Source organism: Allobosea sp. 05L423 (assembly GCF_056397745.1).
The window spans coordinates 367,223-392,617 of the sequence record NZ_JBFTOA010000002.1; the positions used below are offsets into that span (position 1 = coordinate 367,223).

The 25,395-nt window shown below is 68.0% G+C and carries 21 protein-coding genes; 19 read left to right on the forward strand and 2 right to left on the reverse strand.

The window, feature by feature from the left end:
* Positions 1-192: 192 nt before the first annotated feature.
* The 11 genes from AC1DNE_RS05770 (at position 193) to AC1DNE_RS05820 (ending at position 15,469) form a co-directional block, all read left to right on the forward strand.
* On the forward strand, positions 193-1,425 hold the full coding sequence (locus AC1DNE_RS05770) for an alpha/beta hydrolase (protein ID WP_476765334.1): 1,233 nt from the start codon (positions 193-195) through the stop codon (positions 1,423-1,425).
* 286 nt (positions 1,426-1,711) lie between these two features.
* On the forward strand, positions 1,712-2,596 hold the full coding sequence (locus tag AC1DNE_RS05775) for a helix-turn-helix transcriptional regulator (protein WP_441470986.1): 885 nt from the start codon (positions 1,712-1,714) through the stop codon (positions 2,594-2,596).
* Positions 2,597-2,695: 99 nt separating this feature from the next.
* The gene (locus tag AC1DNE_RS05780; RefSeq protein ID WP_476765335.1) at positions 2,696-3,865 is read left to right on the forward strand and encodes an MFS transporter; all 1,170 of its coding nucleotides are present in this window, start codon (positions 2,696-2,698) and stop codon (positions 3,863-3,865) included.
* A 238-nt stretch (positions 3,866-4,103) separates the two neighbouring features.
* Positions 4,104-5,204, forward strand: a complete 1,101-nt coding sequence (locus AC1DNE_RS05785; RefSeq protein ID WP_476765336.1) for an efflux RND transporter periplasmic adaptor subunit — start codon at positions 4,104-4,106, stop codon at positions 5,202-5,204.
* Positions 5,201-8,284: an efflux RND transporter permease subunit gene (locus AC1DNE_RS05790; protein WP_441470989.1), complete on the forward strand. Its 3,084-nt coding sequence runs from the start codon at positions 5,201-5,203 to the stop codon at positions 8,282-8,284. The genes AC1DNE_RS05785 and AC1DNE_RS05790 overlap by 4 nt, the downstream gene beginning before the upstream one ends.
* Positions 8,281-9,426, forward strand: a complete 1,146-nt coding sequence (locus tag AC1DNE_RS05795; protein ID WP_441470990.1) for an efflux RND transporter periplasmic adaptor subunit — start codon at positions 8,281-8,283, stop codon at positions 9,424-9,426. Before AC1DNE_RS05790 ends, AC1DNE_RS05795 begins: the two co-directional genes overlap by 4 nt.
* 89 nt (positions 9,427-9,515) lie before the next feature.
* The gene (locus AC1DNE_RS05800) at positions 9,516-11,012 is read left to right on the forward strand and encodes a M17 family peptidase N-terminal domain-containing protein (protein WP_441470991.1); all 1,497 of its coding nucleotides are present in this window, start codon (positions 9,516-9,518) and stop codon (positions 11,010-11,012) included.
* Positions 11,009-11,518, forward strand: a complete 510-nt coding sequence (locus AC1DNE_RS05805; protein ID WP_441470992.1) for a DUF1269 domain-containing protein — start codon at positions 11,009-11,011, stop codon at positions 11,516-11,518. The genes AC1DNE_RS05800 and AC1DNE_RS05805 overlap by 4 nt, the downstream gene beginning before the upstream one ends.
* Entirely contained in the window at positions 11,515-13,245 is a 1,731-nt protein-coding gene (locus tag AC1DNE_RS05810; RefSeq protein WP_476765337.1) for a hypothetical protein, read from the forward strand. Before AC1DNE_RS05805 ends, AC1DNE_RS05810 begins: the two co-directional genes overlap by 4 nt.
* Positions 13,246-13,276: 31 nt before the next feature.
* Positions 13,277-14,350: a patatin-like phospholipase family protein gene (locus AC1DNE_RS05815; protein WP_476765338.1), complete on the forward strand. Its 1,074-nt coding sequence runs from the start codon at positions 13,277-13,279 to the stop codon at positions 14,348-14,350.
* A 60-nt stretch (positions 14,351-14,410) separates the two neighbouring features.
* Positions 14,411-15,469: an AI-2E family transporter gene (locus AC1DNE_RS05820; RefSeq protein ID WP_476765339.1), complete on the forward strand. Its 1,059-nt coding sequence runs from the start codon at positions 14,411-14,413 to the stop codon at positions 15,467-15,469.
* Here AC1DNE_RS05820 and AC1DNE_RS05825 read toward each other — a convergent pair.
* Positions 15,459-17,198, reverse strand: coding sequence for a metallophosphoesterase family protein (locus AC1DNE_RS05825; protein ID WP_476765349.1), 1,740 nt, complete (start codon positions 17,196-17,198; stop codon positions 15,459-15,461). The two genes, AC1DNE_RS05820 and AC1DNE_RS05825, sit on opposite strands and share 11 nt — an antisense overlap.
* Before the next feature lie 242 nt (positions 17,199-17,440).
* Here AC1DNE_RS05825 and AC1DNE_RS05830 point away from each other — a divergent pair, with 242 nt between their 5' ends.
* The 8 genes from AC1DNE_RS05830 to AC1DNE_RS05865 are packed head-to-tail and all read left to right on the forward strand — an operon-like array spanning position 17,441 to position 24,762.
* Positions 17,441-17,950 carry a Na+/H+ antiporter subunit E gene (locus AC1DNE_RS05830; protein WP_476765340.1) on the forward strand — a complete coding sequence of 170 codons (510 nt, stop codon included), beginning with the start codon at positions 17,441-17,443 and terminating at the stop codon, positions 17,948-17,950.
* Complete coding sequence (locus AC1DNE_RS05835) at positions 17,943-18,230, forward strand: monovalent cation/H+ antiporter complex subunit F (protein WP_476765341.1); 288 nt, start codon at positions 17,943-17,945, stop codon at positions 18,228-18,230. The genes AC1DNE_RS05830 and AC1DNE_RS05835 overlap by 8 nt, the downstream gene beginning before the upstream one ends.
* Positions 18,227-18,520: a cation:proton antiporter gene (locus tag AC1DNE_RS05840; protein ID WP_476765342.1), complete on the forward strand. Its 294-nt coding sequence runs from the start codon at positions 18,227-18,229 to the stop codon at positions 18,518-18,520. The genes AC1DNE_RS05835 and AC1DNE_RS05840 overlap by 4 nt, the downstream gene beginning before the upstream one ends.
* Positions 18,517-19,449: a hydrogenase subunit MbhD domain-containing protein gene (locus AC1DNE_RS05845; protein ID WP_441470999.1), complete on the forward strand. Its 933-nt coding sequence runs from the start codon at positions 18,517-18,519 to the stop codon at positions 19,447-19,449. The genes AC1DNE_RS05840 and AC1DNE_RS05845 overlap by 4 nt, the downstream gene beginning before the upstream one ends.
* On the forward strand, positions 19,446-19,790 hold the full coding sequence (locus AC1DNE_RS05850) for an NADH-quinone oxidoreductase subunit K (protein ID WP_441471000.1): 345 nt from the start codon (positions 19,446-19,448) through the stop codon (positions 19,788-19,790). The genes AC1DNE_RS05845 and AC1DNE_RS05850 overlap by 4 nt, the downstream gene beginning before the upstream one ends.
* Entirely contained in the window at positions 19,787-21,310 is a 1,524-nt protein-coding gene (locus tag AC1DNE_RS05855; protein WP_441471001.1) for a complex I subunit 5 family protein, read from the forward strand. Before AC1DNE_RS05850 ends, AC1DNE_RS05855 begins: the two co-directional genes overlap by 4 nt.
* A complete protein-coding gene (locus tag AC1DNE_RS05860) occupies positions 21,307-22,938 on the forward strand; it encodes a complex I subunit 5 family protein (protein WP_441471002.1) in 1,632 nt (543 codons plus the stop codon). Before AC1DNE_RS05855 ends, AC1DNE_RS05860 begins: the two co-directional genes overlap by 4 nt.
* Before the next feature lie 24 nt (positions 22,939-22,962).
* A complete protein-coding gene (locus tag AC1DNE_RS05865; protein WP_441471003.1) occupies positions 22,963-24,762 on the forward strand; it encodes an SLC13 family permease in 1,800 nt (599 codons plus the stop codon).
* A gap of 21 nt (positions 24,763-24,783) precedes the next feature.
* Here the strand turns inward: AC1DNE_RS05865 and AC1DNE_RS05870 are convergent, their stop codons facing one another.
* Complete coding sequence (locus AC1DNE_RS05870) at positions 24,784-25,074, reverse strand: GlsB/YeaQ/YmgE family stress response membrane protein (RefSeq protein WP_441471004.1); 291 nt, start codon at positions 25,072-25,074, stop codon at positions 24,784-24,786.
* Positions 25,075-25,395 lie beyond the last annotated feature (321 nt).

Consider the following 25,395-nt stretch of genomic DNA (forward strand, 5'->3'; position numbering starts at 1 on the left):
TCTCGAACGCGAACCATAAATCCGGGTACGGGGAGGGCATCGGCAGAGAATCCCAAACTTTGGGCCTCCTGTCCCAAAGTTGAATCCGTCATAGCTGCGGGACTCGCTTGCGCTTGCCGTCGGCGGAGCGGTTTCCTACGGTCTGCTGCGCATGCGAAGTGCCGCCTACCGGTAACGGACAGAGTCGAAGTGATGCCAGCTCGAGGCAAAGAGAATGGCTGCGCAAGCCGGGCTGGGGCCTGCTTCGCGGCGAACGACAAGCTTCGGTGCGGGCGCTGCTCGCGCATCGGCCGGATCGTTCTGTCCCGCCTTGCGCTTCTGGCATTCGCCGTCGGTCTCGGCGCTTGCGCTTCGACGCCGCAAGGCCTGCTGCAGCCTGTCGCTGCGATTCCCGGAACCGACAAGGTCAACATGCTGGCGGCGACGACGCGCGCGCCTTCGCCCGATCCCGGCATTCTCTTCAGCGGCGAGCGGGGCGAGGGGGTTTCGTTCAGCAACATCGTCGTCTCGATCCCGCGCGAGCGCGAGGTCGGCACGATCCAGCTGCCGCGTTCGGTTCCCGGCAACCCGGCCACGGATTTCGTGGTGACCGCCTCGACGCCGCTGCCGAAAGCCAAGCTCGCCGACTGGTTCCGGTCGACGAGCGGGCGGTCGAAGCGCGTCTTCGTCTTCGTCCACGGGTTCAACACGCCTTTCGACCGTGCGGTCTTCCGCTTCGCGCAGCTGGCGCACGACGCCGATGCCGATGCCGCGCCGGTGCTGTTCTCCTGGCCGTCGCGCGGCTATCTGCTCGACTACAGCCGCGATTTCGACAACGCTTCCTATTCGCGCTCGGATCTGGCGGATCTGCTGGAGGTGGCGGCCGCGGCCCCGTCTGTACGGGAAATCGTGATCCTGGCCCATTCGATGGGGAGCTGGCCGGCAGTCGAAGCGGTCAGGCAGATCGCGCTGAAGGACGGCGGCGTCCCGCGCAAGATCAGCAATCTCATCCTGGCGTCGCCCGACCTCGATGTCGGAGTCTTCCGGCGCCAGATCGAGGACATGGGCTCGAAACGGCCCCAAATCACCCTGTTCACGGCTCAGCATGACCGGGCCCTGCAGCTCTCGCGCTTCATTTCGCGCGGCGCGACCCGGCTCGGCGGCATCGATCCGACGCAGGAAGAGTATCGCAGCCAGTTCGCCGGGTTGTCCGGGATCACCGTGATCGACCTGTCGGCAGTCAATGCCGGGGACAGGATCAACCATGATCTGTTTGCGGCCAGCCCGGATGCCGTTCGCCTGATCGGCGGCAGGCTGCTTCAGGGGCAGGTGATCACCGATTTCGACGTTCCCACCCCCCTGGCTGCGGCGGGGGCGCTCGGTTCCGCGGCAACCCTTCTGGTCACGGCCCCGATCAGGGTGTTCGATGCCGCAGCGGCGCCCTAGGGTTGACGCGCTATGTTCGGGATGTCAATATTTGAATGGTACTTTTAAATTTAAAATTCCGATCAATAAATACTAGTCTTGTCATCATTTATTGATCTCGGTCAATTTCAATGGAACTTGATCGATGGCAGAATTTTAGCCTATTTTTGAAGATCCAGGACGATCGGAGTGTCCGATGCCGGCTTTCTCTCAGGGCGGAGTGAGGACGGACGTCAGCGTATTTGCTGTAGCGCACTTTTGTACGACTGATCTCCAGCCACGAGATCAGTTTGACGCCTGGCGGACTTTGCACTCGAACACCATCGAGCTTTTCCCGACGCGCGAGCCCTCGGCGGGCTTCGCAGCCGAGTTCTCCTCATGGCGCCTGGGCGAACTCGCTCTGACGCGTGTCGTCTACGCGGGAGCGCCGGACAGGCAGTGGCGGCATCGCCCCAGATCCTATCTCGACCATTGGTGCGTGGTGCTGGCGCGAACGCCTGCGGCCGATGGCCGGCTCCATGAGGAGCTGAGCTTCCGCTCCCTTGCTCTGCCCTTCGAGGGGAGGGCTCAGGACAGCGAGGTCATCACCCTCTACCTCCCGCGCGACCAGTCCGCTGCCGACGAGCAGCGCCTGGACTGGGCCCACGACCTGGCCGTCAGCCAGGATTTCGCCCCCCTGCTCATCGGCTATCTCGACAGCCTGGTGCGACAGCTGCCTCACGTCACGCCCGAGCATGCCGCGAGCCTCGAGATGCCGACAAGGGCGCTCGTCGCCGCCTGCATCATCCCGCAATCGGTCTATCACGAGGCCGCAAGGGCGCCTCTGGGCTCGGTCCTCATCGACCGGGCGCGCAGCGTCGTGCGCCAGAACATGGCCTCACCGGAGTTCGGTCCCGACCGGCTGGCCCGCCTGCTCGCAATGTCCCGCTCGAAACTCTACCGGCTCTTTGAGAACAGCGGCGGGGTGGCCCATTTCATCAACAGGGAACGCCTGCGCAAGGCGCATCTCCGCTTGAGCTCGCAGCGCGAAACCCTTTCCGTCCACGCCATCGGAAACGAGGTCGGATTTGTCGATCACTCGACCTTCAGCCGGGCTTTCCGGCGGGAGTTCGGCTACAGCCCGACCGAGGCGCGAGAGCGCGGGATCCTGCGCTCCCTCGCCGATGAAGGGGACGAGCCGGCCCAAGGGTGAACGATGCGGCTTGGATCACGCGCGAGAACGCGGCTTTTCGGCCGGTGGGGCTCTGTTTCCGCTGCTCGGCCGGTGCGCAGGGCGGGCCTGGCGGCAGATGTGCCCACCGGACGGCTTTCGTTCCTCTATGCATTTCTGTTCTTCGAGCTCGGGGTCAATCTCCCGTTCTTCCCGCTTTGGCTGCAGGCGCAGTCTCTCGACGCCGATGCGATCGGCGTCGTTCTGGCGGCGCCGCTGCTGATACGGATCATCGCGAATCCGACGGTCGGGGCTCTCGCCGACCGGAGCGGACGCATCTCGGCGACGCTTGCGATCTGCGCAGTGCTGGTTGCGGCCGGAACCGGGCTTCTGACTGTCGCGCGCGGCTTCTGGCCGATCCTCGCCGTCGTCATCGCCATTGCTCTGGCGCAGGGGCCTTTGATCGCACTGGCCGATGCGATGACACTCGGCCGTCTTGCCGAGACACCGCGGGCGGAGCTGACATATGGGCGCATACGCCTGTGGGGATCGCTCGGCTTCGCTGCCGCCAATCTCGCGGCCGGCTGGTCGCTCGAATGGTTTTCGACCTCCTCGGTCGTCGCATTGCTGCTGCTGTCGTCCATCCTCACCGCCGCCGCGGCGGCAAGCTGCATGGCCCCCGAAACAAGCACCTCTCGGGATGCAGAAGGCGGCGAGGCACCGACGGCACGCCCGCTGCTGCTCGTCGGCGTAATAGCCGGCGCGGCATTGGTGCAGGCGAGCCACGCGGCGTTCTACGGCTTCGGCACGCTGCATTGGCAGGCAACCGGCGTTTCCGGACCGGCGATGGGTGGGCTCTGGGCGCTCGGCGTCCTGTCCGAAGTCGTCTTGTTCTCGTTCCTGGGCTACCGCATGAACGGTGCCTCGAGTGCTGCCGGCCTGCTGGTCGTCGCATCCGTCGCTGCGACCCTGCGCTGGGCAGCGATGTCGCAGGATCCGGGCATTTCCACGCTGATGTTTCTCCAATTGACGCATGGGGTGAGTTTCGGCGCCACGCATCTCGCCAGCATCTTTCTGCTCGCGAGGCTGGCGCCGGGCAGGATGCAGGCGCGCGCGCAGACCTGGCTCGCTGGCGGCTGGGCCGGCGCCATGGCCGTCCTGACGACGCTTTGCGGCCGGCTTTACGAGACGTGGGGAGAGCAGATCTACCTCGTCATGGCCGCGGTTGCCGCGGTTGGGCTGTCCCTGCTCTTGCCGGTCGCCCTCGGCCTGCGTCGTGTAGCGGCGCGGGAACCGTTGGGCTTGACCTAGCGGGAGAGCGACCCGTCCCAACAATGGGATGAGTAGCCCAGAGTTGGGATTCTGAGCTAATCCGCGCCCCCTCGGCTGTTGCTAGCGTCCGAGCACCGTCCCGAAGAGCTTCGCAGGGCGCAAACGCGCGTGCGGACGCGCAATGCGGCAGCCGTCAGAGGAACAGTTCGATGCAGAGGYGAGGCTTACGGCGTCCGGGTGAACCGACACGGAACCGGGAAGCTGCCGCGGAGCGGGCATGAGACGCAGCGAAGCTTCATCACGCCTCGGCTGCGCTTCGGTCGCGGTGGTCATTGCGCTCGTCGTCGCCTCCTGCAATCGGGAGGAGAAGGCGCCGCCGCCGCCAGTGCGCTTAGTCCGGACCGTAACGGTCGAACCGCCGCGTCAGGCGCCCGATCTCACCTTCACCGGACACATCGAGCCGCAGGACCAGGCTGCACTGGCGTTCCGCATCGGCGGACGCCTGGCGGAGCGGCTGGTCGGCGTCGGCGCGAGCGTCAGGGAGGGAGAGACTGTCGCGCGGCTCGACCCTGAGAACGAGCTCAACGATCTGCGCTCGGCCCAGGCCGCGCTGACCGCGGCCCAGGGCGATCTGCGGAAGGCGGACAACCAGTTCCAGCGCCAGAGCCATCTACTCGAACGCCACATCACCACGCAGGCGGATTTCGAGGCCGCCAACCAGGCGCTCACGGCCGCCCGTGCCCAGGTCAATGCCGCTCAGGCACGGGTTCGCTCCGCGGAGGACGTCGTCGGCTTCACAACGCTGACGGCCGATGCGCCCGGTATCGTCACGCGCGTCGGGGCCGAGCCCTCCGAAGTCGTCACAGCCGGTCGGATGATCGTTCAGCTGGCAAGACGCGACGGACGGGACGCCGTCTTCGAGATCCCGGCGGAACGGGTACGGCAGCTCGCGCCCGGCATGCCGGTGCGGGTCGCGCTGACCGGGGAGGGCGGCGCCGAAGCGGCCGGCCGCGTGCGCGAGATCGCGCCGCAGGCGGACCCGGTGACCCGGACCTTCCGGATCAGGGTCGGACTCACCGATCCGTCGCCGGCCTTCCGGCTCGGGGCAGCCGTCTCGGGCTCGGTCCGTGCCGGCGGGGGCGGGGCCATCACCATCCCGGCGACGGCTCTGACGCAACGCGATCAGGGCCTCGGCGTCTGGGTGGTCGATCCCAAGAACCTGACCGTCTCGCTGCGCAAGCTCGACGTGGCGAGCTCCGACCCTGCCGCCGCGAAGATCTCCAAGGGGTTGGATATAGGCGACATCGTCGTCACCGCCGGTGCCGGACTTCTGCGTGAAGGCCAGCGCGTGCGCCTGATCGGAGCGGAGTCGCGATGAGATTCAACCTGTCGGAATGGGCGCTGAAGAGCCGCTCGGTCGTGATCTATCTCATGATCGTGGCGGTCGCTGCCGGCGTCTTCGCCTTCATCCGGCTCGGCCGCAACGAGGACCCCGCCTTCGTCATCAAGACGATGGTCGTCTCCGCGGTCTGGCCGGGCGCCACCATGGAAGACACGCTGAGCCAGGTGACCGAGCGCCTCGAGCGGCAGCTCGAGGAGACGCCGGGCCTCGACAGCGTGCGCAGCTACACCAAGCCCGGTGTGACGACGATCTTCGTCAACCTCAAGGGCGAAGTGCCCGGGCGCCTGGTCCAGGATACCTGGTACAGGGTGCGCAATCTCGTCGCCGACATGCGGCACACGCTGCCGGCCGGCACGCTCGGGCCGTTCTTCAACGACCGCTTCGGCGACACCTTCGGCATCATCTACGGCTTCACCTCGGACGGCTTCACCAGCCGGGACTTGCGCGATCAAGTCGAGACGATCCGGTCGCGGCTGCTGCTGGTGCCCGACGTCTCGAAGATCGAGATCATCGGCGCGCAGGACGAGCGCATCTTCATCGAGTTCTCGGTCAGGGAACTCGCCAATCTCGGCCTCGATCGTTCGGCGCTGCTCGCGGCGCTGCAGGCGCAGAACGTCGTGCGGCCGGCGGGCGAGGTGCAGACGCAGGACGAGAAGTTCTCGGTGCGCGTCTCCGGCGCCTTCCAATCCGAAGCCGATCTGCTGAACATCAACTTCCCGGCGGGCGACCGCATGGTGCGGCTCGCCGACATCGCGACGATCAGGCGCGGGCAGGCCGATCCGCCGACGCCGATGTTCCGCGTCAACGGGCGCGATGCGATCGGGCTCGGCATCGCCATGCGCGATGGCGGCGACATCCTGGCGCTCGGCAACAACGTCAAGAAGGCGATGGCCGAGGTCACCGCCGGCCTGCCGCTCGGCATCGAGCCCTATCTCGTCGCCGACCAGGCCGTGACCGTCTCGCACGCGATCGACGACTTCATGACGTCGCTCTGGCAGGCGGTCGGCATCATCCTCGTCGTCAGCTTCATCAGCCTTGGCGTGCGGCCGGGCCTCGTCGTGGCGCTCGCGATCCCGCTGACGCTCGCCATCGTCTTCGCCTGCATGCTGGTCGCCGGCATCGACATGCAGCGCATCTCGCTCGGCGCCCTGATCATCGCGCTCGCGCTCCTGGTCGACGACGCCATGACCACGACCGACGCCATGGTCACGCGGCTTGCCGCGGGCGAGGAGAAAATGAAGGCGGCGACCTTCGCCTTCGAGAAATACGCCACCGCGATGCTGGCGGGCACGCTGGTGACGATCGCCGGCTTCGTGCCGATCGGCTTCGCCGCGAGCTCGGCCGGCGAATACACCTTCTCGCTCTTCGCGGTGGTGACGATCGCGCTCGTCGTCTCCTGGTTCGTGGCCGTCCTCTTTGCGCCCGTGCTCGGCGTCGCCATGCTGAAGGCACCCGACGCCTCTGCACAGCAGAAGGAGCCGGGGCGTGTCGAGCGCGGCTTCCGAAGCTTTCTCTCAAGCGCGATCAAGCTGCGCTGGGTGACGATCGCGGTGACGCTCGCGCTGTTCGCCGCCGCCATCCTGGCGCTGCCGCTGGTGCCGCGGCAGTTCTTCCCGGCTTCGGACCGGCCGGAGCTGCTCGTCGACCTCACCCTGCCGCAGAACGCCTCGATCTATGCGAGCGAGGACCTCGTGAACCGCTTCGAGGCCTCGCTGAAGGGCGATCCCGACATCGAGCGCTGGAGCACCTATGTCGGCCGCGGCGCGATCCGCTTCTACCTGCCGCTGAATGCGCAATTGCCGAACGACTTCTTCAGCCAGGCGGTGATCGTCGCCAAGGACGTGGCGGCGCGCGAGCGGCTGCAGAAGAAGCTGGAGTCGCTTCTCGCCAAGGACTTCCCCAACGTGGTCGGGCGCGTCTCGCCGCTCGAGCTCGGCCCGCCGGTCGGCTGGCCGGTCCAGTACCGCGTCAGCGGCCCGGACATCGCCGAAGTCCGCAGCATCGCGATGCGGCTCGCCCAGGTCGTCGCGGCGAACCCCAAGGCCCTCCAGATCAATTTCGACTGGGTCGAGCCCGCCCGCGAACTGCGACTGCGCGTCGATCAGGACGAGGCGCGTCGGCTCGGCCTCAGCTCCGCTGCGGTCGCCGCGATCGTCAACACGGTGGTCTCCGGCACGGTCGTCACGCAGGTGCGCGATTCCATTTATCTCGTCGACGTCGTCGTGCGGGCCCAGGACGCCGACCGCGCCTCGTTGGATACGCTGCGCAGCATGCAGGTCGCGCTGCCGAGCGGCCGCTCTGTGCCGGTATCCCAGTTCGTGAGCTTCAGCTACGGGCTCGACTCGCCGCTGATCTGGCGTCGCGACCGGGTGCCGAACCTGACGGTCTCGGCCGATGTGCCGCCCGGCACCTTGCCGGATGCCGTGGTCAGCGCGCTGCAGCCTTCGGTGGACGCACTCCGGAAGGCGCTGCCGGCCGGGTACGACATCACCGTCGGCGGCACGGTCGAGGAGAGCGCCAAGTCGCAGGCCTCCGTCATCGCCGTGATCCCCGTGATGCTGCTGATCATGTTCACGGTACTGATGGCCCAGCTCAGGAGCTTCAGGCTGTTCGCCATCGTGCTCAGCATCGCCCCGCTCGGGCTGATCGGCGTCGTCGCGGCGCTGCTGCTCTCGGGCAAGCCGCTCGGCTTCGTCGCCCTGCTCGGCATCCTCGCCCTGATCGGCATCATCACCAAGAACGCGGTGATCCTGGTCGGGCAGATCGAGGACGAGCGCGCGGCCGGCAAAGGCGTCGTCGAAGCTGCGGTCGATGCCGCCGGCACACGCTTCCGTCCGATCGTGCTGACCGCGATCTCGACGGTGCTCGGCATGATCCCGATCGCGCCGACCGTGTTCTGGGGGCCGATGGCCTTCGCGATCATGGGTGGCCTGCTGGTCGCGACGGTGCTGACCCTCGTCCTTCTCCCCGTCCTCTACGTCACCGTGTTCGGCGCCGCGAGCGCGCGCAACGGCAAGGCGAGACGGACGGCCAGTGCGGGAGCCTCCCGGTCATGAGCGCGATCATCACGAGGCGGATGCCGGCGAGGGATCTGGGACGGGTTGCTGCCGTCACGCTGCTGGGCGCGGTCCTCGCTTCCTGCGGCAGCGAGAAGGCGCCGCAGGCTGAGGGAAGGCCGGTCGGGGTCGTCACCGTCGAGGCCGGGCAGTTCTCCGACGACATCCAGCTCAGCGGCGAGATCCAGGCGAAGAAGGATGTCGGGCTCGCCTTCCGCATCGGCGGGCGCGTTCTCGAGCGCCCAGTCAATGTCGGCGACAAGGTGAAGGCGGGGCAGCTCATCGCCCGGCTGGAGCCCGCACTCGAACAGAATGCGCTGGCCGCAGCCAAGGCGGCACTGGAAGCGGCGCACGGCGAGGTCGACACGGCGCGCAACACCTTCGAGCGCCAGGAGCGCCTGATGGCGCAGGGCTTCACCACGAGGCCGCGCTTCGACCAGGCACAGCGGGCTCAGGAGACCGCGCAGGCACGGCTCGAGAATGCCGAGGCGCAGCTCGAACTGGCCAGGGATCGGCTCGGCTTCACGGAACTGCGCACGGACGTCGACGGCGTCGTGACGGCGCGGCAGATCGAGCCGGGCGAGGTTGTGCAGCCCGGGCAGGTCGTCGTCCAGATCGCCCGCGACGACGACCGCGACGCGGTGTTCAACGTGCCGGCCGCGGTGCTCGACACCCATCTCAGCGATGCCCGGATCCGCGTTGCGCTCGCGGATGCGCCCGCTGTGACGGCCTATGGCTCGGTGCGCGAGGTCGCGCCGCAGGCCGATCCGGTGACGCGGACCTTCGCGATCAGGGTCGGATTGCGGAACCCGCCGGAAGCGATGCGTCTCGGCTCCACGGTCGTCGGCACCATCGAACTCACCACCGCGGCGATCGTTTCGATCCCGGCGAGCGCGCTGACCCAGCAGGGCCGCTCGCCCGCCGTTTGGATCGTCGATCCCGCCAAGTCGACCGTCTCGCTGCGCAGCGTCGATGTGCTGCGTTTCGATCCGGGCACGGTCATCCTGTCCCAGGGACTGGAGCCCGGCGAAACGATCGTCTCGGCCGGTATCCAGGCGCTGCACCCCGGCCAGCGCGTCAGGCCGTTGCCCGGACAGCGGCCTTCGCAGCGGCAGCAAGCCGCTGCGGCGCTGCCGCCGTGACACGGGCGACAAGAGCTCGCGCGGATACCAAGCCCGAGCGTTTCGGGGTCTGGCCGACAGACCTGACGTTTCCCTGGCAGAGGACATCGATGGAGATCATTCCGGCAGTGGGAGAAGCAGAGAAACTCGGGACCGACCTGCTCGTCCTGGGTGTCTTTCGCGATGGCCCGCTGACAGGGTCGGCGCGGGCTGTGAACGATCGCTGCGCGGGCCGGCTCGCCGGCCTCCTCGACCAGGCCGATCTCGGGGAGGCGGTCGGTGCGACGTGCATGATCGGGCGCCTGCCCGGCATCGCCGCAAAGCGTCTGCTCCTGGTCGGTCTCGGGCGGGCGGAAACCTTTTCGGACAAGGCTTATCGCCAGGCACTTTCCGTCGTGGCCAAAGCCCTCAATGACGACCCCGCGGCGGAGGTGGTCGTAACACTGGCGGAGAACGAAGTTCCGCGCCGGACTCTCAGCTGGCGGATGCAGCAGGCCGGGCGGGCTCTCGCCGATGGCCGTTATGATTTTGGCCTTCCCGACGGCTCCGTTCGGGAAGAGCGGCGCAATATCGTGCTGCTCGTGCCGCAGGCCTTGACCTCCGAACTCGTCCGGGCCCTGCAGCAGGGGGTGGCGATCGGGGAGGGGGTCTCCTTCGCCAAGGAACTCGGAAACCTGCCGCCCGATTTATGCACGCCGGCCTTCATCGCGCAGACAGTGGAGGCGATGGCGAGCCAGTTCGGCTTCGGCGTCCAGGTGCTGGGTCGGCACGACTTCGAAGAACATGGATTGGCCGCCTTTCTGGCGGGCGAGGAGGTCGCGGCCGGCGCCTGCAAGCTGATGGTCATCAAAAGCGATCGACGCATGGCAGCGGGCCGCCCCATCGTCCTGATCGGCGACGGCATCGCGGCTTTCGAGGCGCTTCCTGAACATGAGCAGCATCTGCACCGGGCCCCGATCCGCGACATGCGCGGCATCGGCGGTGTTTTGGGTGCGATGCGCGCCGTCGAGCGTCTCGGCCTCGCCTTGAATGTCGTGGGCCTGATCGTGACCAGCCAGGGCGAATTTCCCCAAGGCGCCGGGCGACAGACAGCCATGTCGGCGGCTGGCCTCGGGCATTTCCCACCGGAAGCGTCGCTGTTGGGGGACGTGCTCGGCTATGCCGCGCATTTCTCGCCGAGTTGCGTCATCGACGTCGCCGCTCTGACGCGCGCCTGCGTCCTCGCATTGGGCAGCCACACCAGTGGCCTGTTCGCCAATGATCAGGCGCTGGCGTCGGAATTGGTGAAGTGCGGCGGAAATTCCGGAGACCGCGTCTGGCAGCTCCCCTTGTGGGACGACGATCCGGCGTCCTCTCCGGGCGGCGAGGCAGATCTGGCCGATGGCCCGCCCGATGCGATCGCCGCGGCGTCGAACCTGGCGCGATTCGCCACCGCCTATCCCTGGGCGCATCTGGACATTTCCGGCACGGCCTCGACCGCCGGCCGCACGCGCCGGGCGACCGGGCGCCCGGTCCCGTTGCTGGCCGAATTCCTCATCGGCCGGGCGCGGACGGTCCCGGGCCAGCCGATCTTTACCCCCCGCCCCAAAACGGAGCTGCACTCATGAGCGATCTCGTCTTCATCGCCTTTCCGACCGAACAGAAGGCCGAGGAGGTCCGCCAGAAGGTCCTCTCGCTTCAGCGCGAATACCTGATCGAGCTCGGCGACGCCGTCGTCGTCGTCAAGGACGAAAAAGGCCACGTCAAACTCAACCAGATGATCAACCTGACCGCCACGGGGGCGGCTTCCGGGGCACTCTGGGGCACGCTGATCGGCTTCATCTTCCTGTCGCCGCTGCTCGGCACCGCGATCGGCGCTGCCTCGGGCGCGCTGGGCGGCAAGTTCAGCGACATCGGCATCAACGACCAGTTCATGAAAGATGCCGCCTCGGCTCTGCAGCCGAACACTGCGGGCCTCTTCCTGCTCATCCGCAAGATGACGACGGACAAGGTTCTGGCCGATCTCAAGGGAGCCGGCGGCACGTTGATCAGCACCTCCTTCGACGAGACGAAGGAGGCCCAGCTGCGCGAAGCCCTTTCCGCCGCCGCGGACACGCAAGCGGCGGCGACGTGACCCTGGACTGGAGCCTGGGGGCGGAGGCCGCCGTCTGGGCGGAATCGACCGCGCGGCTCGACAATTTCCGGCCTCTGCTTCGGGCGGAGGAGGAGATCGTCGCCAGGCTCCAGTCCGGCAATTTCGACAGGCTGGGGGACGGCGTTCTGCCCACGGAGCCGGACCCGGCTCGGCTGGTGCGCGCCACCTTCCTGCGTTTCCTGATTCTGGGCGGAGAGGTCGGCTGCCGGCCCCATGAGAAGGGCGTGCTCGTCCGGGGCGCCTGGATCTCGGAGGTGCTCGATCTCGAAGCCTGCCGCGTGTTCCGCGATATCGGCCTGAACGACTGTCATTTCGAGGCGACGCCGATCCTGCGCGCGGCGATCATCAACCGGCTGTTCCTTGACGGCTCGCGGCTGCCGGGGCTTCAGGCGGAGCGGCTCGAAGCGCGCGGGGGGGTCTATCTGCGTGGTGCGGAGGTCGAGGGTGCGGTCAACCTCGACCAGGCCCGCCTCGGCGGGAATCTCCAATGCGATGGCGCAACGATCCGCAACCGTGGAGACTACGCCTTGCTGGGCCGAAGCCTGGAGGCGCGCAACGTGCTCCTGCGCGGCACGACGCTGCGCGGCGGCGTCAACCTGTCCGGCGCCGTCCTGGCCGCCGATCTCGATGCCGCAGGGGCGACCATCCCGGCTTTCGAACGGATGGCGCTCGATGCGAGCGAGATCGCCTGCCATGGCAGCGTCGTCCTGCGGAACACCCGCGTGACCGGCGAGGTGCGGCTGACCGGCTCGGCCATCACCGGCGATCTCGACTGCTCCGGCACCGTCGTCGAAAATGCGGGGCAGACTGCGATCGAGGCGAGCCGTGTCGCGGTCAAGGGCGCCTTCTTCCTGCGGCGCGAAGCGCAGCTGGATGGCACGCTCGCGCTCACCGGCGCCTCGATCGGCACGATCCATGACGAGGCGGCCTGCTGGCCGAAGCCCGGCGACCTGCTCCTCAACCGCTGCCGCTACGGCGCCTTCATCGACGGCCCAGTCGATGCGGAGAGCCGCGTGGACTGGCTGGCGCGCCAGACACCCGAGCGCTGGGGCGAGGATTTCTGGCCGCAGCCCTATGAGCAGCTCGCCTCCGTCTTTCGCGAGATGGGGCATGGCGAGGATGCCAGCTCCGTGCTCGTCATCAAGGAGCGGCTGCAGCGCAGGGCGCGGCGGGCACGGACGGAGAACCCGATATGGCGGGCGGCTCTCTTCGTCGCCGACGGCATTCTCGGGATTACGCTGGGCTATGGCCGCAGGCCGCTTTTCGCCCTCGTCTGGCTCGTCTTCTTCTGGCTCGCGGGCGTCGCGATCTTTGCCTATGCCGAGCGCCAGGGCGCCGTGATGCCCAACAGCGCCGTCGTACTGCGTGCGCCGGAATGGACCTTGTGCGGCATCGAGCAGAGCGAGCAGAGGCCGCTTGTCGCCAGCGGGACGTCGCAAGGGCTGGCGGCGGCTGGCCAGAACCAGCTCGCCTGCTTCCGGCAGCGCTGGGAGGCTTCGAGCTACCCCGCCTTCAGCCCCTGGATGTATTCGCTCGACACGCTGCTGCCCGTGCTGGACATGGGCCAGCGCAGCTTCTGGCGGCCGAATCCGACCAAGCCCGGGGGGCGGGTCGCGATCAACTATTTCTATTTCCAGTCGGTCGTCGGCTGGGCCTTGAGCCTGCTTGCGGTCGCGGGTTTCTCAGGGCTGGTGAAGTCGTCGTGACGCGGCCGGTTCCGCCAACAAGGGTGATGTCGTGAGCAAGGCACCTTCCACTTCCAGCCGCACAGGCGATGAGCGCGAGAGCGCCCCATCGCGCGAGCCGCTCAACATCGATCTCGCCCTGCAGGGCGGCGGCGCGCATGGCGCCTATACCTGGGGCGTGCTGAACCGGATCCTCGAGGAGGACTGGCTGACGATCGAGGCGATCTCGGGCACCTCGGCCGGCGCCATGAACGCGGCGGTCCTCGCCTCCGGCTATGTCAAAGGTGGGCGGGACGGGGCACGCGAGGCGCTGAACGAATTCTGGCGGAAGGTCTCGGAAGCCGCGCGCTTCAGCCCGTTCCAGCGCTCGCCGCTCGACGTGCTGCTTGGCCGCTGGACGCTCGACAGCTCGCCGCTCTTCGTGGCGATGGACATGATGTCCCGCGTCGTCTCGCCCTACAGCCTCAACCCGATGGGCACGAACCCGCTGAGCGACATCCTCGCCGAGGTGATCGACTTCGACGCCATCGCGAAAAGCCCGATCAAGCTGTTCATCAGCGCGACGAACGTCCGGACCGGCCGCAACCGCGTCTTCCGCAATGCCGAGGTCACGCCCGAGGTGCTGCTCGCCTCAGCCTGCCTGCCGACGCTGTTCCAGGCGGTCGAGATCGACGGCGAGAGTTATTGGGACGGCGGCTATTCCGGCAATCCGACCATGACCCCGCTGATCGAGGAGAGCAACGCGAGCGACACGATCCTCGTCCAGATCAACCCGGTCGAGCGGCCGGGCACGCCGCGCACGGCGCGCGACATCCTGAACCGCCTCAACGAGGTCTCCTTCAACGCGGTGCTGCTGAAGGAGCTGCGCATGATGGCGCTCCTGCAGCGCGAGGCGGTGCCTGGCTCGGGTGAGGGCGCCCGCTGGGCGCGCATGCGCATCCACCGCATCGCCAGCGACGCGATGACCGAGCTCGGCTACTCTTCCAAGCTCAATGCCGAATGGGAATTCCTGACGATGCTGCATGACGAGGGCAGGCGCTCGGCCGAGATGTTCTACCGGGCGAATCGCGATGAGATCGGAAAGCGTTCGACGCTCGATCTCGCCGAGTTCACCAAGGGGGTTTGACGGGTGACTTCAAGATCGAGCGTAGCCGGCAAAGCTTCGGATGCAGAATTGGGCGGGCCTATGACGAGTGGCGGTATCTATCAGGCGGCGCAGGTCGTCGTTGCGACGATCCTGGTCGTCGCGGCGCTGTCGATCGCGAGTTCGGTCTTCGCCCCGGTCGCCTTCGCGCTGTTCATCATCGCGTTGGTCTGGCCTCTGCAGAAGACGCTTCAGGGCTTTCTGCCGCGGTTGCTCGCGCTCGCCGTCAGCGTCATCGTGATGACCGTCGCATTCGTTTACATCGGCTCGCTGGTGGTGTCCGCGTTCGGACGCGTCGGGCGCTGGATCGTCAACGACGCCGCCCGCTTCCAGGCCTTCTACGATCAGATCACGCTTTGGCTCGAGGGGCACGGAATCGCGGTGGCGGGAGCATGGTCGGAGGCGTTCAGCGTCGGCTGGATGCTGCGCACCGCGCAGACCGTCACCGGCCGCCTGAACAGCACGATGAGCTTCTGGCTCGTTGTTCTCGTCTACGTCTTTCTCGGGCTGCTGGAGGTCGACGATTTCGGCCGCAAGCTGAAGGGCATGCGCAACCGCGCCGCCGGGGCCTTGCTGCTGCAAGGCAGCATGATGACGGCGGCCAAGATCAGGCGCTACATGCTGGTGCGAACGCTGATGAGCGTGATCACCGGCGTCTTGGTCTGGCTCTTCGCCAGGGCCGTTGGGCTGCAGCTGGCCGAGGAATGGGGCTTCATCGCCTTCTCGCTCAACTACATCCCGTTCCTCGGGCCGCTCGTCGCCACCGTTTTCCCGACCCTGTTCGCGATGACGCAGTTCGGCTCCTGGCAGGCGGTGGTCGCGGTCTTCGCCTGCCTCAACCTGATCCAGTTCGTCGTCGGCAGCTATGTCGAGCCGCGCGTCGCGGGCAGCGCGCTCTCGATCTCGCCGGCGACGGTGCTGTTCTCGGTGTTCTTCTGGAGCTATCTCTGGGGTGTGTTCGGCGCCTTCATCGGCGTGCCCATCACCATCGCCTTCCTCACCTTCTGCGCCCTGCATCCGTCGAGCCTGTGGCTCGCCGAAATCTTCGGCTCGCCGCAGAAGGACGAGAAGGTCCCTGAAGGCTCGCCCGTCACGCCCTGACGGCGGGCTGTGCTGGCTCGATCACGATGCGCTGCGGTTCGAGCAGCGCGATCCCCTCGGGCGCCGCCGCCAGCGTGTGGATGTAGAAGCAGGTCGGCTCCGCATTCGTCGCCTCCATGACCGGAGAAGGCGCGGAGACGATCTTCAGCGCCCCGCAGCGCCCGATCCAGTCGATATGGCGGTGGCCGTGCATCGCGACCATGCGGGCGGCGACGGGCCGCAGCAGCCGCAGGAGGCGGCTGCCGTTGATCAGCGCGGTTCCGATGCGCTCCGAGAAGGCTTTTGCCGGTTTCGGATACTCGATCGGATGGTGATGGAGCGCCAGGATCCAGCGCGCCTGGGGGAACTCACGAGCCACTGCGAGGATCGCCTGCATGTCCTCCTCCGCGACGAGGCCAAGCGCATTGGTGAAGGAGAAATGCGCCTCCGCATTCGAGTTCAGCAGGATGACGCCGAGCCCGTCAGGCTCCGCCGGCGCCAGCACCATCGGGAAGGAATCCGCCCAGATTGCTTCGAGGCCCGCCGATCGGCGCAGGCCGCCCGCATCGGCGAAGGCAGCGATCTTCTCGCGATGCGGCTCGAGGGCAGCGGTGAGGCTCTTGGCGAGCCTGGTCCGGCTCTCGGAGAAGACCTGAACGCGCTCGCCCTGCAGGGCTGCCATAGCCGAGAGGGTCCGCATCTGGCGCAGGTGCTTGCCCGGGCTGCCCGGCAGCTCGAGCCGGGCGGGATTGGCGCGATCGACGATGTTGACGTCGTGATTGCCCGGCAGGATCAGGCAGCGCTCGGCGAGGGCGGGATGGCGCGCGATCGCGTCGAGGAATTCGCCCCACTCGGCGGAGCGCCCGGCATCGGTCATGTCCCCGGTGATGAGCAGCAGGTCGAGCGGCTCGCTCTCGTGGATCTCCGCCAGCCTGGCCAGCACCTGCAGGAAGCGTTCGTTGCCGCGCGGACCGGCGCGTCCGCTTTCGATCCGGAAGCCATAGCGCTCGCCGACGACATGGACGTCGGAAAGATGGGCGACGCGCCATCGGCGCGCTGACGCCGGCACCGTGTCGAAGCCGCCGAGGTCGCGTGGCTGATCCATCAGCCCGTCGGCCATGCCCCAGAGCAGCGACGCCAACGCGAGATAGACCGACATCAGCGCGACGGCATTTGCGAGAGCCGGCACGACGAGCCGCAGCGGGTCGATGAAGTCGGCGAAGCCGCCCGACCAGCGCGTCGCCGGCCAGACCAGGGCGAAGACCGCCCCGGCGACGGCGCAGCCCAGCAAGCCTGCCCCGATCGCGCTGCCTGCCCGCAATCGTGCGCGTTTGTCGGGATCGGTTCCGACGGAACTGAAACTCTCCGCAAGATGCTGCAGTCCTTCGCGGCAGACCGCGTAGCCCGGCTGGACCACCAGAGCGTTCAACGACCAGAAGCTCTTCTCCGCGATGCGGAACAGTGGCCGGAAGCCATACCAGCCGACGATTCCGACAAGTGCGAGCAAAACGAGCGAGCCGATCCCGGCCAGCGCCACCACGCGGCCCGATACCGATGCGAACCACGCCGTCACCACCAGCGGAGCCGCGCCCAGCAGGAGGCTCGGCAGCAAGGCGCCGAGCACCCAGGCGAGCGCGAGCTTGGGCAGGCTGATCTCGCCGAGCAGACTGCCGGCGATCGCGATCAGCGAATGCTTCTTGGTGCTGCTGGCATCATCCTCTGCGTCGCCATTGCGCGGCTCGATGATCATGGACACGACAACCCCGCGGAGCAGAGAGCTGTGATTGGCGAAAACCTTGGCCGATTCATGCGATCCCCGGAGCGCGGCACGGAACGCCATCCTGCTCATATCGGGCCGGCCACGGCCAGCAGCGCCGGCGAGAATGGGACGCGGCGCACAGGAGTGAGACGTCGGGCTGATGTTGCCCGTGGAGGCGGAGGCTACCTTGCCTTGACGGCCCGGCAGGGCACCCACAGAGGCGGGCGGATGGAATGAAGGCGGCGGCCACAGCCGACGACACGCCGCTCTCGGCGCTTTTCACCCGCGGGCTCGGGCTGCTGCTGCTTTGGGTCATCCTGATCGGACCCGCGCCCAAGGATTTGCCCGTCGGGCTCGTCGCCAGCGCAGCGGGGGTCTGGGCCAGTACGGCGCTCTGGCCGGGCGGCGGAAAGCTGTCATGGATGGGCCTCCTCCGTTTCCTGGCCCGTTTCCTGCCGCAATCCGTCTTTGCAGGGCTCGACGTGGCACGGCGCGCCTTTGCCCGTACGCCCGATCTGCAGCCCGGCTTTACGACCTGCCGCTCCACGATCCCGGCCGGCCTGGCGCGAGACTCGGCCTGCGCGGTGATGAGCCTGCAGCCGGGCAAGCTGCCGGTTTTCGCCGAGGCCGACGGAACGCTGCACATCCATTGCCTCGATCTGCGCGAAGCCGTGGCCCGGCAGGTCGCCGACGACGAGGCGGCATTCCGGCGAATCCTCAGGCCGGAGAAGCGCGATGGCTGATTTCCTGACCGCGGCGGCGCTCCTCATCCTGGCGGTGACCGCCGTCGCTCTGTTCCGGGTTCTGCGTTCCGGCATCGTCGCCGAACGCATGATGGCGGTGCAGTTGCTCGGGACAGGCGGAGCGGCGGCCCTCCTGCTGCTGGGGACTGCTTCCGGGTCGGCGGCGACGAGCGATGTCGCGCTGCTGCTCGCGCTGTTTGCGGCCTTCTCCTGCGTCGCCTTCGTGCTTGGCGCGGAGGGGCCGGGCGCCGATCGGGATTCGTCGAAGGAGCGGCCGTGAGCGGCCTCGCCGACATCGTCACCATCATTCTGGTGACTGCGGGAGCGCTGCTTTTTCTGGCCGGCACGCTCGGCCTGCTGCGCTTTCCCGATACGCTCAGCCGCTTGCACGCCATCAGCAAGGCCGACAATCTCGGGCTCGGCTTGATCGTGATCGGCCTGCTGCCGCAAGCGACGAGCGTTTCCGGCGGCGTGAAGCTCATCTGCGTCTGGCTGCTCGCGCAGCTTTCGGCCGCGACGGCGAGCCAGCTGCTCGCCCGTGCCGTCCATCGCGACAGAGCCGAGCCATGACGCTCCTGCTCGATCTCGCGCTCGTCGCCTGGCTCCTGGGGCTCGCGGCCTATGTTGTCGCGCGGCGGGACGAGCGCAGCGCGATCATCGCCTTCCTGGCCTTCGGCCTCCTGCTCGGGCTGGTTTGGGTGCGGCTCGCGGCGCCGGACGTGGCCCTGACCGAGATCGCCATCGGCGGGGGCGGGACGGGCATCCTGCTGCTGCGAGCGGAGGCTGCGCTCCGCGGCCGTGGCAAGCACGAGGAGCCGATGCGGCGCGCCGGAAAGCTCGCCGTGGCTGTGGGCTGCGCCGCCATCTCCACGGGGCTCGCCTTCGCCGTGCTGACCTTGTCCTCTCCCGCTCCGACGCTGGCGCCGGCGGCTTCGGAGGCGCTGGGAACGACGGGGCTGGGCAACCCCGTCACCGCCGTGCTGCTGGCCTATCGCGCGCTCGACACGCTGCTGGAGAAGGTCGTGGTGCTGCTCGCCCTGATCGGGGTCTGGTCGCTGGCGCCGGACGGCGTCTGGGGCGGCGCGCCCGAGGTGAAGCCCGCCGCCGTTCCGGGGCCGCTGGCCTATCTCGCACGCACCCTGCCGCCCTTCGGCGTCGTGATCGGCGTCTACATGTTCTGGGTCGGGGCTGACGCGCCGGGCGGCACCTTCCAGGCCGGGACGGTGCTGGCCGCGATGTGGCTGCTGGTGATGATGGCGGGGCTCTATCCGCCGCCCGATACGGCCCGGCCGCTGCTGCGGCTCGTGCTCACGGGGGGCCCGGCCCTGTTCCTGGCGATCGCGTTTCTCGGTTTCGCCTTTGCAGGCGGCTTCCTCGCTTACCCCGAAGGGCTCGCGAAACCCCTCATCGTGGCGATCGAGGCGGCCCTGACGCTGTCCATCGCAGCCGCGCTCGCCATGCTGGTCGCCGGCCCCGCCCGAAAGGCGCCCGCACGATGACGGCTGCGCTTCAGCCCGGCATTCTGTTCGGCCTATGCGGCGCAGCGCTTGTCGGCATCGGGCTCTTCGCCGTCGTGACTCATCCCGGACTGCTGCGGCGGATCATCGGCTGCAACATTCTGGGGGCGGGCATCTTCCTGGTCTTCGGCGCCGTCGCCCGGCGCGGCGCAGGTGCCGGCCTCGAGGCTGATCCAGTGCCGCAGGCGCTGGTGATCACCGGCATCGTCGTGGCCTTTTCGGCGAGCGCGCTGGCCGTCGCACTGCTGAAGCGGCTCTCCGAACTGAACGTGGGCGAGCGTGCAGGCGCCGAGGCTGCACCCGAGCCACGGAGCGGAACGTGACGCCGCTCGTCCACGCCACCACGCCGGGCGGCTTCCTGCTGGTCCTGGCCGTGATCCTGCCGGTCTGCGCCGTGCTCGCGATCCTCGCCTGCGGGCCCCGCAGCGCGGCGCGGATCGCGATGACGACGTTTGCGGCCGGGCTCGCCGTTGCCATCGCGATCGCCGTCCAGTTGATGTCGAGCGGGGCTGCGCTGTCCTATGTCGTCGGCGCCTGGCAGCCACCGCTTGGCATCGCGCTGCGGGCCGACGGGCTTTCGGGCGCGATGCTCGTGATGACGGCGCTTGTCATCGTCGCCGTAGGGCTTTTCGCGCGAACCCAGCACAAGCTTCATGAGGGCGCGGAAGACGGGCGCGCGCCGACGACCTTCTGGCTGATGCTGCTCGCGCTCTGGAGCGCGTTGAACGCGGTCTTCGTCGGCGAGGACCTGTTCAATCTCTATGTCGCGCTGGAGCTGCTGACTTTCGCGGCGGTGCCGCTCGTCTGCCTCGACGGCCGGGCCGAGACCGTCAAGGCCGCGCTGCGCTACCTGCTGTTCGCGCTGATCGGCTCGTTGCTCTATTTGCTCGGGACCGGGCTGATCTACGGCCAATACGGCACGCTCGACCTGCTCGCGCTGTCGCGCCTCAGCCGACAGGACCCGGCACTTGCGGCGGCGCTGGCGCTGATGATCGTCGGGCTCCTGGCCAAGGCGGCGCTGTTTCCGCTGCATCTGTGGCTGCCCCCCGCTCATGCCGGGGCGCCGGCGCCGGCGAGCGCCGTGCTCTCGGCGCTGGTGATCAAGGCGCCGATCTTCCTGATCCTGCGGCTGGTGCTCGATGTAGCCCCGCCGCAATCGGCCGCTGTTGCGGGCCAATTGCTGGCCGTCCTCGGCGCGGCCTCGATCCTGTTCTGCAGCGTCATGGCGCTCCGGCAGGCGCGGCTCAAGCTGATGATCGCCTACTCGACCGTCGCGCAGATCGGCTATCTCTTCATCGTCTTTCCACTGGCCGCCGGCAGCCCCGAGCTGCCGCCCTGGGGAACGATCGCCTGGACCGGCGGCGCGCTCCAGCTCATCTCGCACGCGCTGGCGAAGGCGGCGATGTTCCTGGCGGCCGGCGCCATTGCCGAGGCCTTCGGCCACGACCGCATCGCCGATCTGCGCGGCTTCGGCCGGGTGCTGCCGTTCAGCGCAGCTGCGTTCGGACTGGCCGGGCTATCGCTGATGGGCATTCCGCCGAGCGGCGGCTTCGTCGCCAAGATCCTGTTGCTGACGGCAGCGGTGACCGAGGGTTATCCATGGCTGGCCGCGACGATTCTGGCCGGCGGCCTTCTCGCCGGCGGCTATGTCTTCCGCGTGATCGACAAGGCACTGGCCGTCCCCGCCGTTCCCATTGCGCCGCTACGCAAGGTGCCGCGACGGCTCGAACTCGCGGCGCTGGCCCTTGCCGTGGCGGCCGTTCTGCTCGGCTTCGTGCCGCTGCGCCCCTTCGGCTTCCTGCAGATCGGCCGTGACGGCCTCGCCGCGGCGTGGGCGCCATGACCGCCACCAGCCTCCTTCTCGCCTCGGCCCTGCTGGTGCCGCTCCTGCTGGCAGCCTGCTGCCTGTCGCCGTGGTTCCGGGCGAGGGCGCTGGCTGCGCTCGCCGTCGCCCCGCTTCCGGCGCTCGCGGCGGCGATCCTCATACCGGAAGGCCGCTTCGCCATTTTCCCCGCGCCGTTCCGGCTGACACTGGTGCTCGACCAGCCGGGCGCGATCCTGCTTGCAGGAGCGGCGCTGCTCTGGAGCGCGGCCGGCGCCTATGCCGCCTCGCAGATGGCCCGCGACCCGGCTGCACCACGCTTCGCCATCTGGTGGCTGCTGACGCTCGGCGGCAGCCTCGGCCTCTTCCTCGTCGGCGATGTCGTGAACTTCTACCTGCTGTTCACGCTGGCGAGCCTCGCGGCCTACGGCCTGATCATCCATGAGCAGAGCGCTCCCGCGCAACGGGCCGGCGTCATCTATGTGGCGCTGGCGCTGCTGGGCGAGGCGTTCCTCCTGATCGCGCTGGTGATGCTGGCGGCTGGCCATCCCGACGCCAACCCGCAGATCCGTGGCGTCGTCGCCGATCTCCAGGCCAATCCGATGCGGGAGGGCATCGTCGCGCTGTTCATCCTCGGTTTCGCGCTGAAGATGGGGCTGGTGCCGCTGCATGTCTGGCTGCCGCTGGCGCATCCGGCGGCGCCGACGCCGGCTTCGGCGGTGCTGAGCGGCGTCGTGGTCAAGGCCGGCGTGATCGGGCTGATCCGCTTCCTGCCCTTCGAGGCGGGAATGCCGCTCCCGGGCACCGTCCTGATCGCGGTCGGCATCGTCACGGCCTATTACGGCGCCATGGTCGGCATCACCCAGCGGCGCGCCAAGACGGTGCTGGCCTATTCCACCGTGAGCCAGATGGGTCTGCTGGCGGTGCTGCTGGGCGTCGGCCTCGACACCGCCGACCCAGCCGCCACCCATCTCACCGCCTATTACGCCGTTCACCACACGCTGGTGAAGGGCGCGCTCTTCCTCGGCATCGGCATCCTGGCGGCAACCGGCGGGCGGCGGCTGAGGCTTGTGCTGCTGCTGACCGCTGTGCTCGCGCTGAGCCTCGGCGGCCTGCCGCTGACCAGCGGCGCGCTGGCCAAGCTCGCGACCAAGCCGATGCTCGGCTATGGCTGGCTCGCCGGCGCGATGACTCTTGCCGCTGCCGGCAGCACCGCACTCATGGTGCATTTCCTGCTGATCGTCCGGCGAGATACGATCGGCAACCCTGCAGGATCACCACCGCTCGGGCAGCTCGTGCCCTGGCTTATCGTTCTCGTCGCCTCGCTCATCGTTCCCTGGTCGCTCTATCCTGCGGTGTCCGGCGAAACCGTCGCCAGCCTGCTCCAGCCGGAAGCACTCTGGAAGGTGACCTGGCCGATGCTGCTCGGCGCGGCGGCGATGCTGTTCGTCGACCGCTTGCCCCGTCGCCTGGGCGCGATTCCCGAGGGAGACATCGTCGTCCTCCTGCAAAAGGGCGGGCCGTTCGTTCGCGGCCTCTCGAACCGCATCGGAGAGATCGATGTCCATCTGAGGCGTTGGCCGGCGGCCGGGCTGGGACTGATCGCTCTTGCCATCCTGCTCGGTGGCGCTTTGATGCTCCGGACCTGACGAAGGCCTGCAGGAGACCGCTGCGTGACACCGATCGAAAGCACTGCCGTCGTCACCGTGGCCGCGATCGTATTGTTCACCTGGAACAGGCTGCCGGTCGTCGTGGTCGCGATCGGGGCGGCGCTGGCACTGTGGGCGACCGGCGTGGTCACGCTCGAGCAGGCCTTCGCCGGCTTCGGGGACCGCGCCGCCCTTTTCGTCGCCAGTCTCTTCATCGTCAGCGCGGCCTTGGAGAAGACCGGCGTCACCGCCTGGGCGGGCCAATATCTGATCGCCAAGGCCGGCAGCGATGGCCAGACGCGCCTACTGATCATCATCATGGTCGCAGCCGGCTGTCTCAGCGCCTTCATCAGTGGCAGCGGAGCGGTCGCAGCCCTCATGCCGGTGGCGGTCATGGCGGCGGTGCGGCTGCGCCAGTCGCCGGCCCAGTTGCTGATGCCGCTCGCCTTCGCCTCCCATGCCGGCTCCAACCTCCTGCTGACCGGGGCGCCCAAGAACATCCTGGTGTCGGAGGCGCTGGAGGATGCCGGCCTGCAGGGCTTCGCCTTTGCCGAATTCGCCTTCGTCGGCCTGCCGCTTCTGGCCGGCACGATCGCGATCATCCTGCTGCTGGGCAAGCGCCTGCTGCCGCAGCAAAGCAGCGCGCGGCTGCCGGCCGATTTCAGCCGGCACGCCCAGACCCTCGTCGAGCATTACGGACTGAGCGACGGCATCTTCCGGCTGCGCGTGCGCTCGACCTCGTCCTACATCGGCGTCGCACCGGGCAATATCGATCTCGGTGCGGATGGGCGGCTCAGCCTGATGGCTGTGCAGGCCGGAGACACGGCAATGCCGCTGCGGGCGCCGGCGGTTTCGGAGGGCGACTACCTCCTCGTGCGCGGCGATGCCGAGGCCGTTGCGACGCTGGCGGCGGACAAGCACCTCGCCCTGCGTGACGATCCTGCTCAAAAAGGACTGTTCAGCCGGCGCTCGGGCCTGGCCGAGGTCGTGATTCCGCCGCGCTCGGCGCTGATCGGCCGCGCTCTCTTTCCGGGCATGGTGACCGACAGCGGCGATCTCGTCGTGCTCGCCGTCCAGCGGGCCGGCGTCGACATTGATCCGGGCGAAACGCTGGCCGCCGGCGACACGCTGCTGCTCGAAGGCAGCTGGGAAGCGCTCGATCTGCATCTCGACGATCCCGACGTGCTCGTCGTCAACTCGCCCGACCTCGTCAGGCGCCAGGCCGTGCCGATGGGGGCTGGCGCCGGCGTCGCGCTGGCGGTGCTGGCCGGCCTCGTCACAATGCTCGCGACGGGCATCCTGCCGCCGGCCGTCGCCGGGCTCCTCGGTGCCGGGGCGCTGATCGGCGCCGGCATCATGAGCGTCGAGCAGGCCTATCGCGCGATCAACTGGACGACGGTGATCCTGATCGCGGCGATGATGCCGCTCTCTACCGCAATGGTGCAGTCGGGTGCGGCCAAGATCGTGGCCGACCATCTCGTGACGCTGACCGGCGGGGCAGGCCCCATCGTCTTTCTCGCCGGCCTCTTCGTGCTGACCGCGAGCCTCGGCCAGGTCATGAGCAACACGGCGACGACGATGCTGGTCATCCCGATCGCCATGGCCGCAGCCGCCGGCATGGGCGTCTCGCCGCGGCCAGTCCTGATGAGCCTGTGCGTCGCCGGCTCCGCCTCGTTCCTGACGCCGATCGCGACCGCGACCAACATGATGGTCATGGGTCCGGGCGGCTACAGCTTCAACAGCTACTGGAAGCTCGGCGCGCCATTGATGCTCTGGTTCTTCGTGATCGCCGTCTTCTACGTCCCGCTGATCTGGCGGTTCTGAAGGGTGGCCTGCGCTCCGGCCTCAGGCCGAGGGCCCTTCAAAGCGCTTCCAACCCCAGAGGCCGACGAGCACGATCAGCGATCCGACGAAGGCAGCGATCACATCCCTGAGCGAAATCGCGATGTTGTCGAGGCCCGGCAGAATCTGGAGCCACCGGAAGAGCAGGCCGCCGACCACGGCGCCCGCCAGACCCACGGCGAGATTCCGCAAGAAGCCGAAGCCGCGCCTGTCCCATCTGATCGCGAGGCCAGCCAAGCCGCCGCCGATCACTCCAATGATGATCCAGACAATCACATGATCGAGCGTCTGCATGTTCCCCCCAAGTCGCGATCGATAGCGGCGGGACGTTCGCTTTGCCCGCCCGCAGAAACAACGCTAGAGCATCTCCGCGTTTATTCGATACGCGGAACTGCTCTTGCTCTTTGTTTTAAAGCATTTTCTTTACGCGAAGCGATACCCGCTGCGCTCGAAAATGCTCTAGAACGAGACCCAGTGGCACCGGCGAATAGGCCGTCCCCATCGATCCCAATGAGTCCGGCAAACCCGCCTGCGGGGGCGATTATGGCGGTGCCAGTGCCGATAGTGATGCCGGCGGTGGACCGGGTGGCCCCTGCGATGCTGGGACCAGTCGAT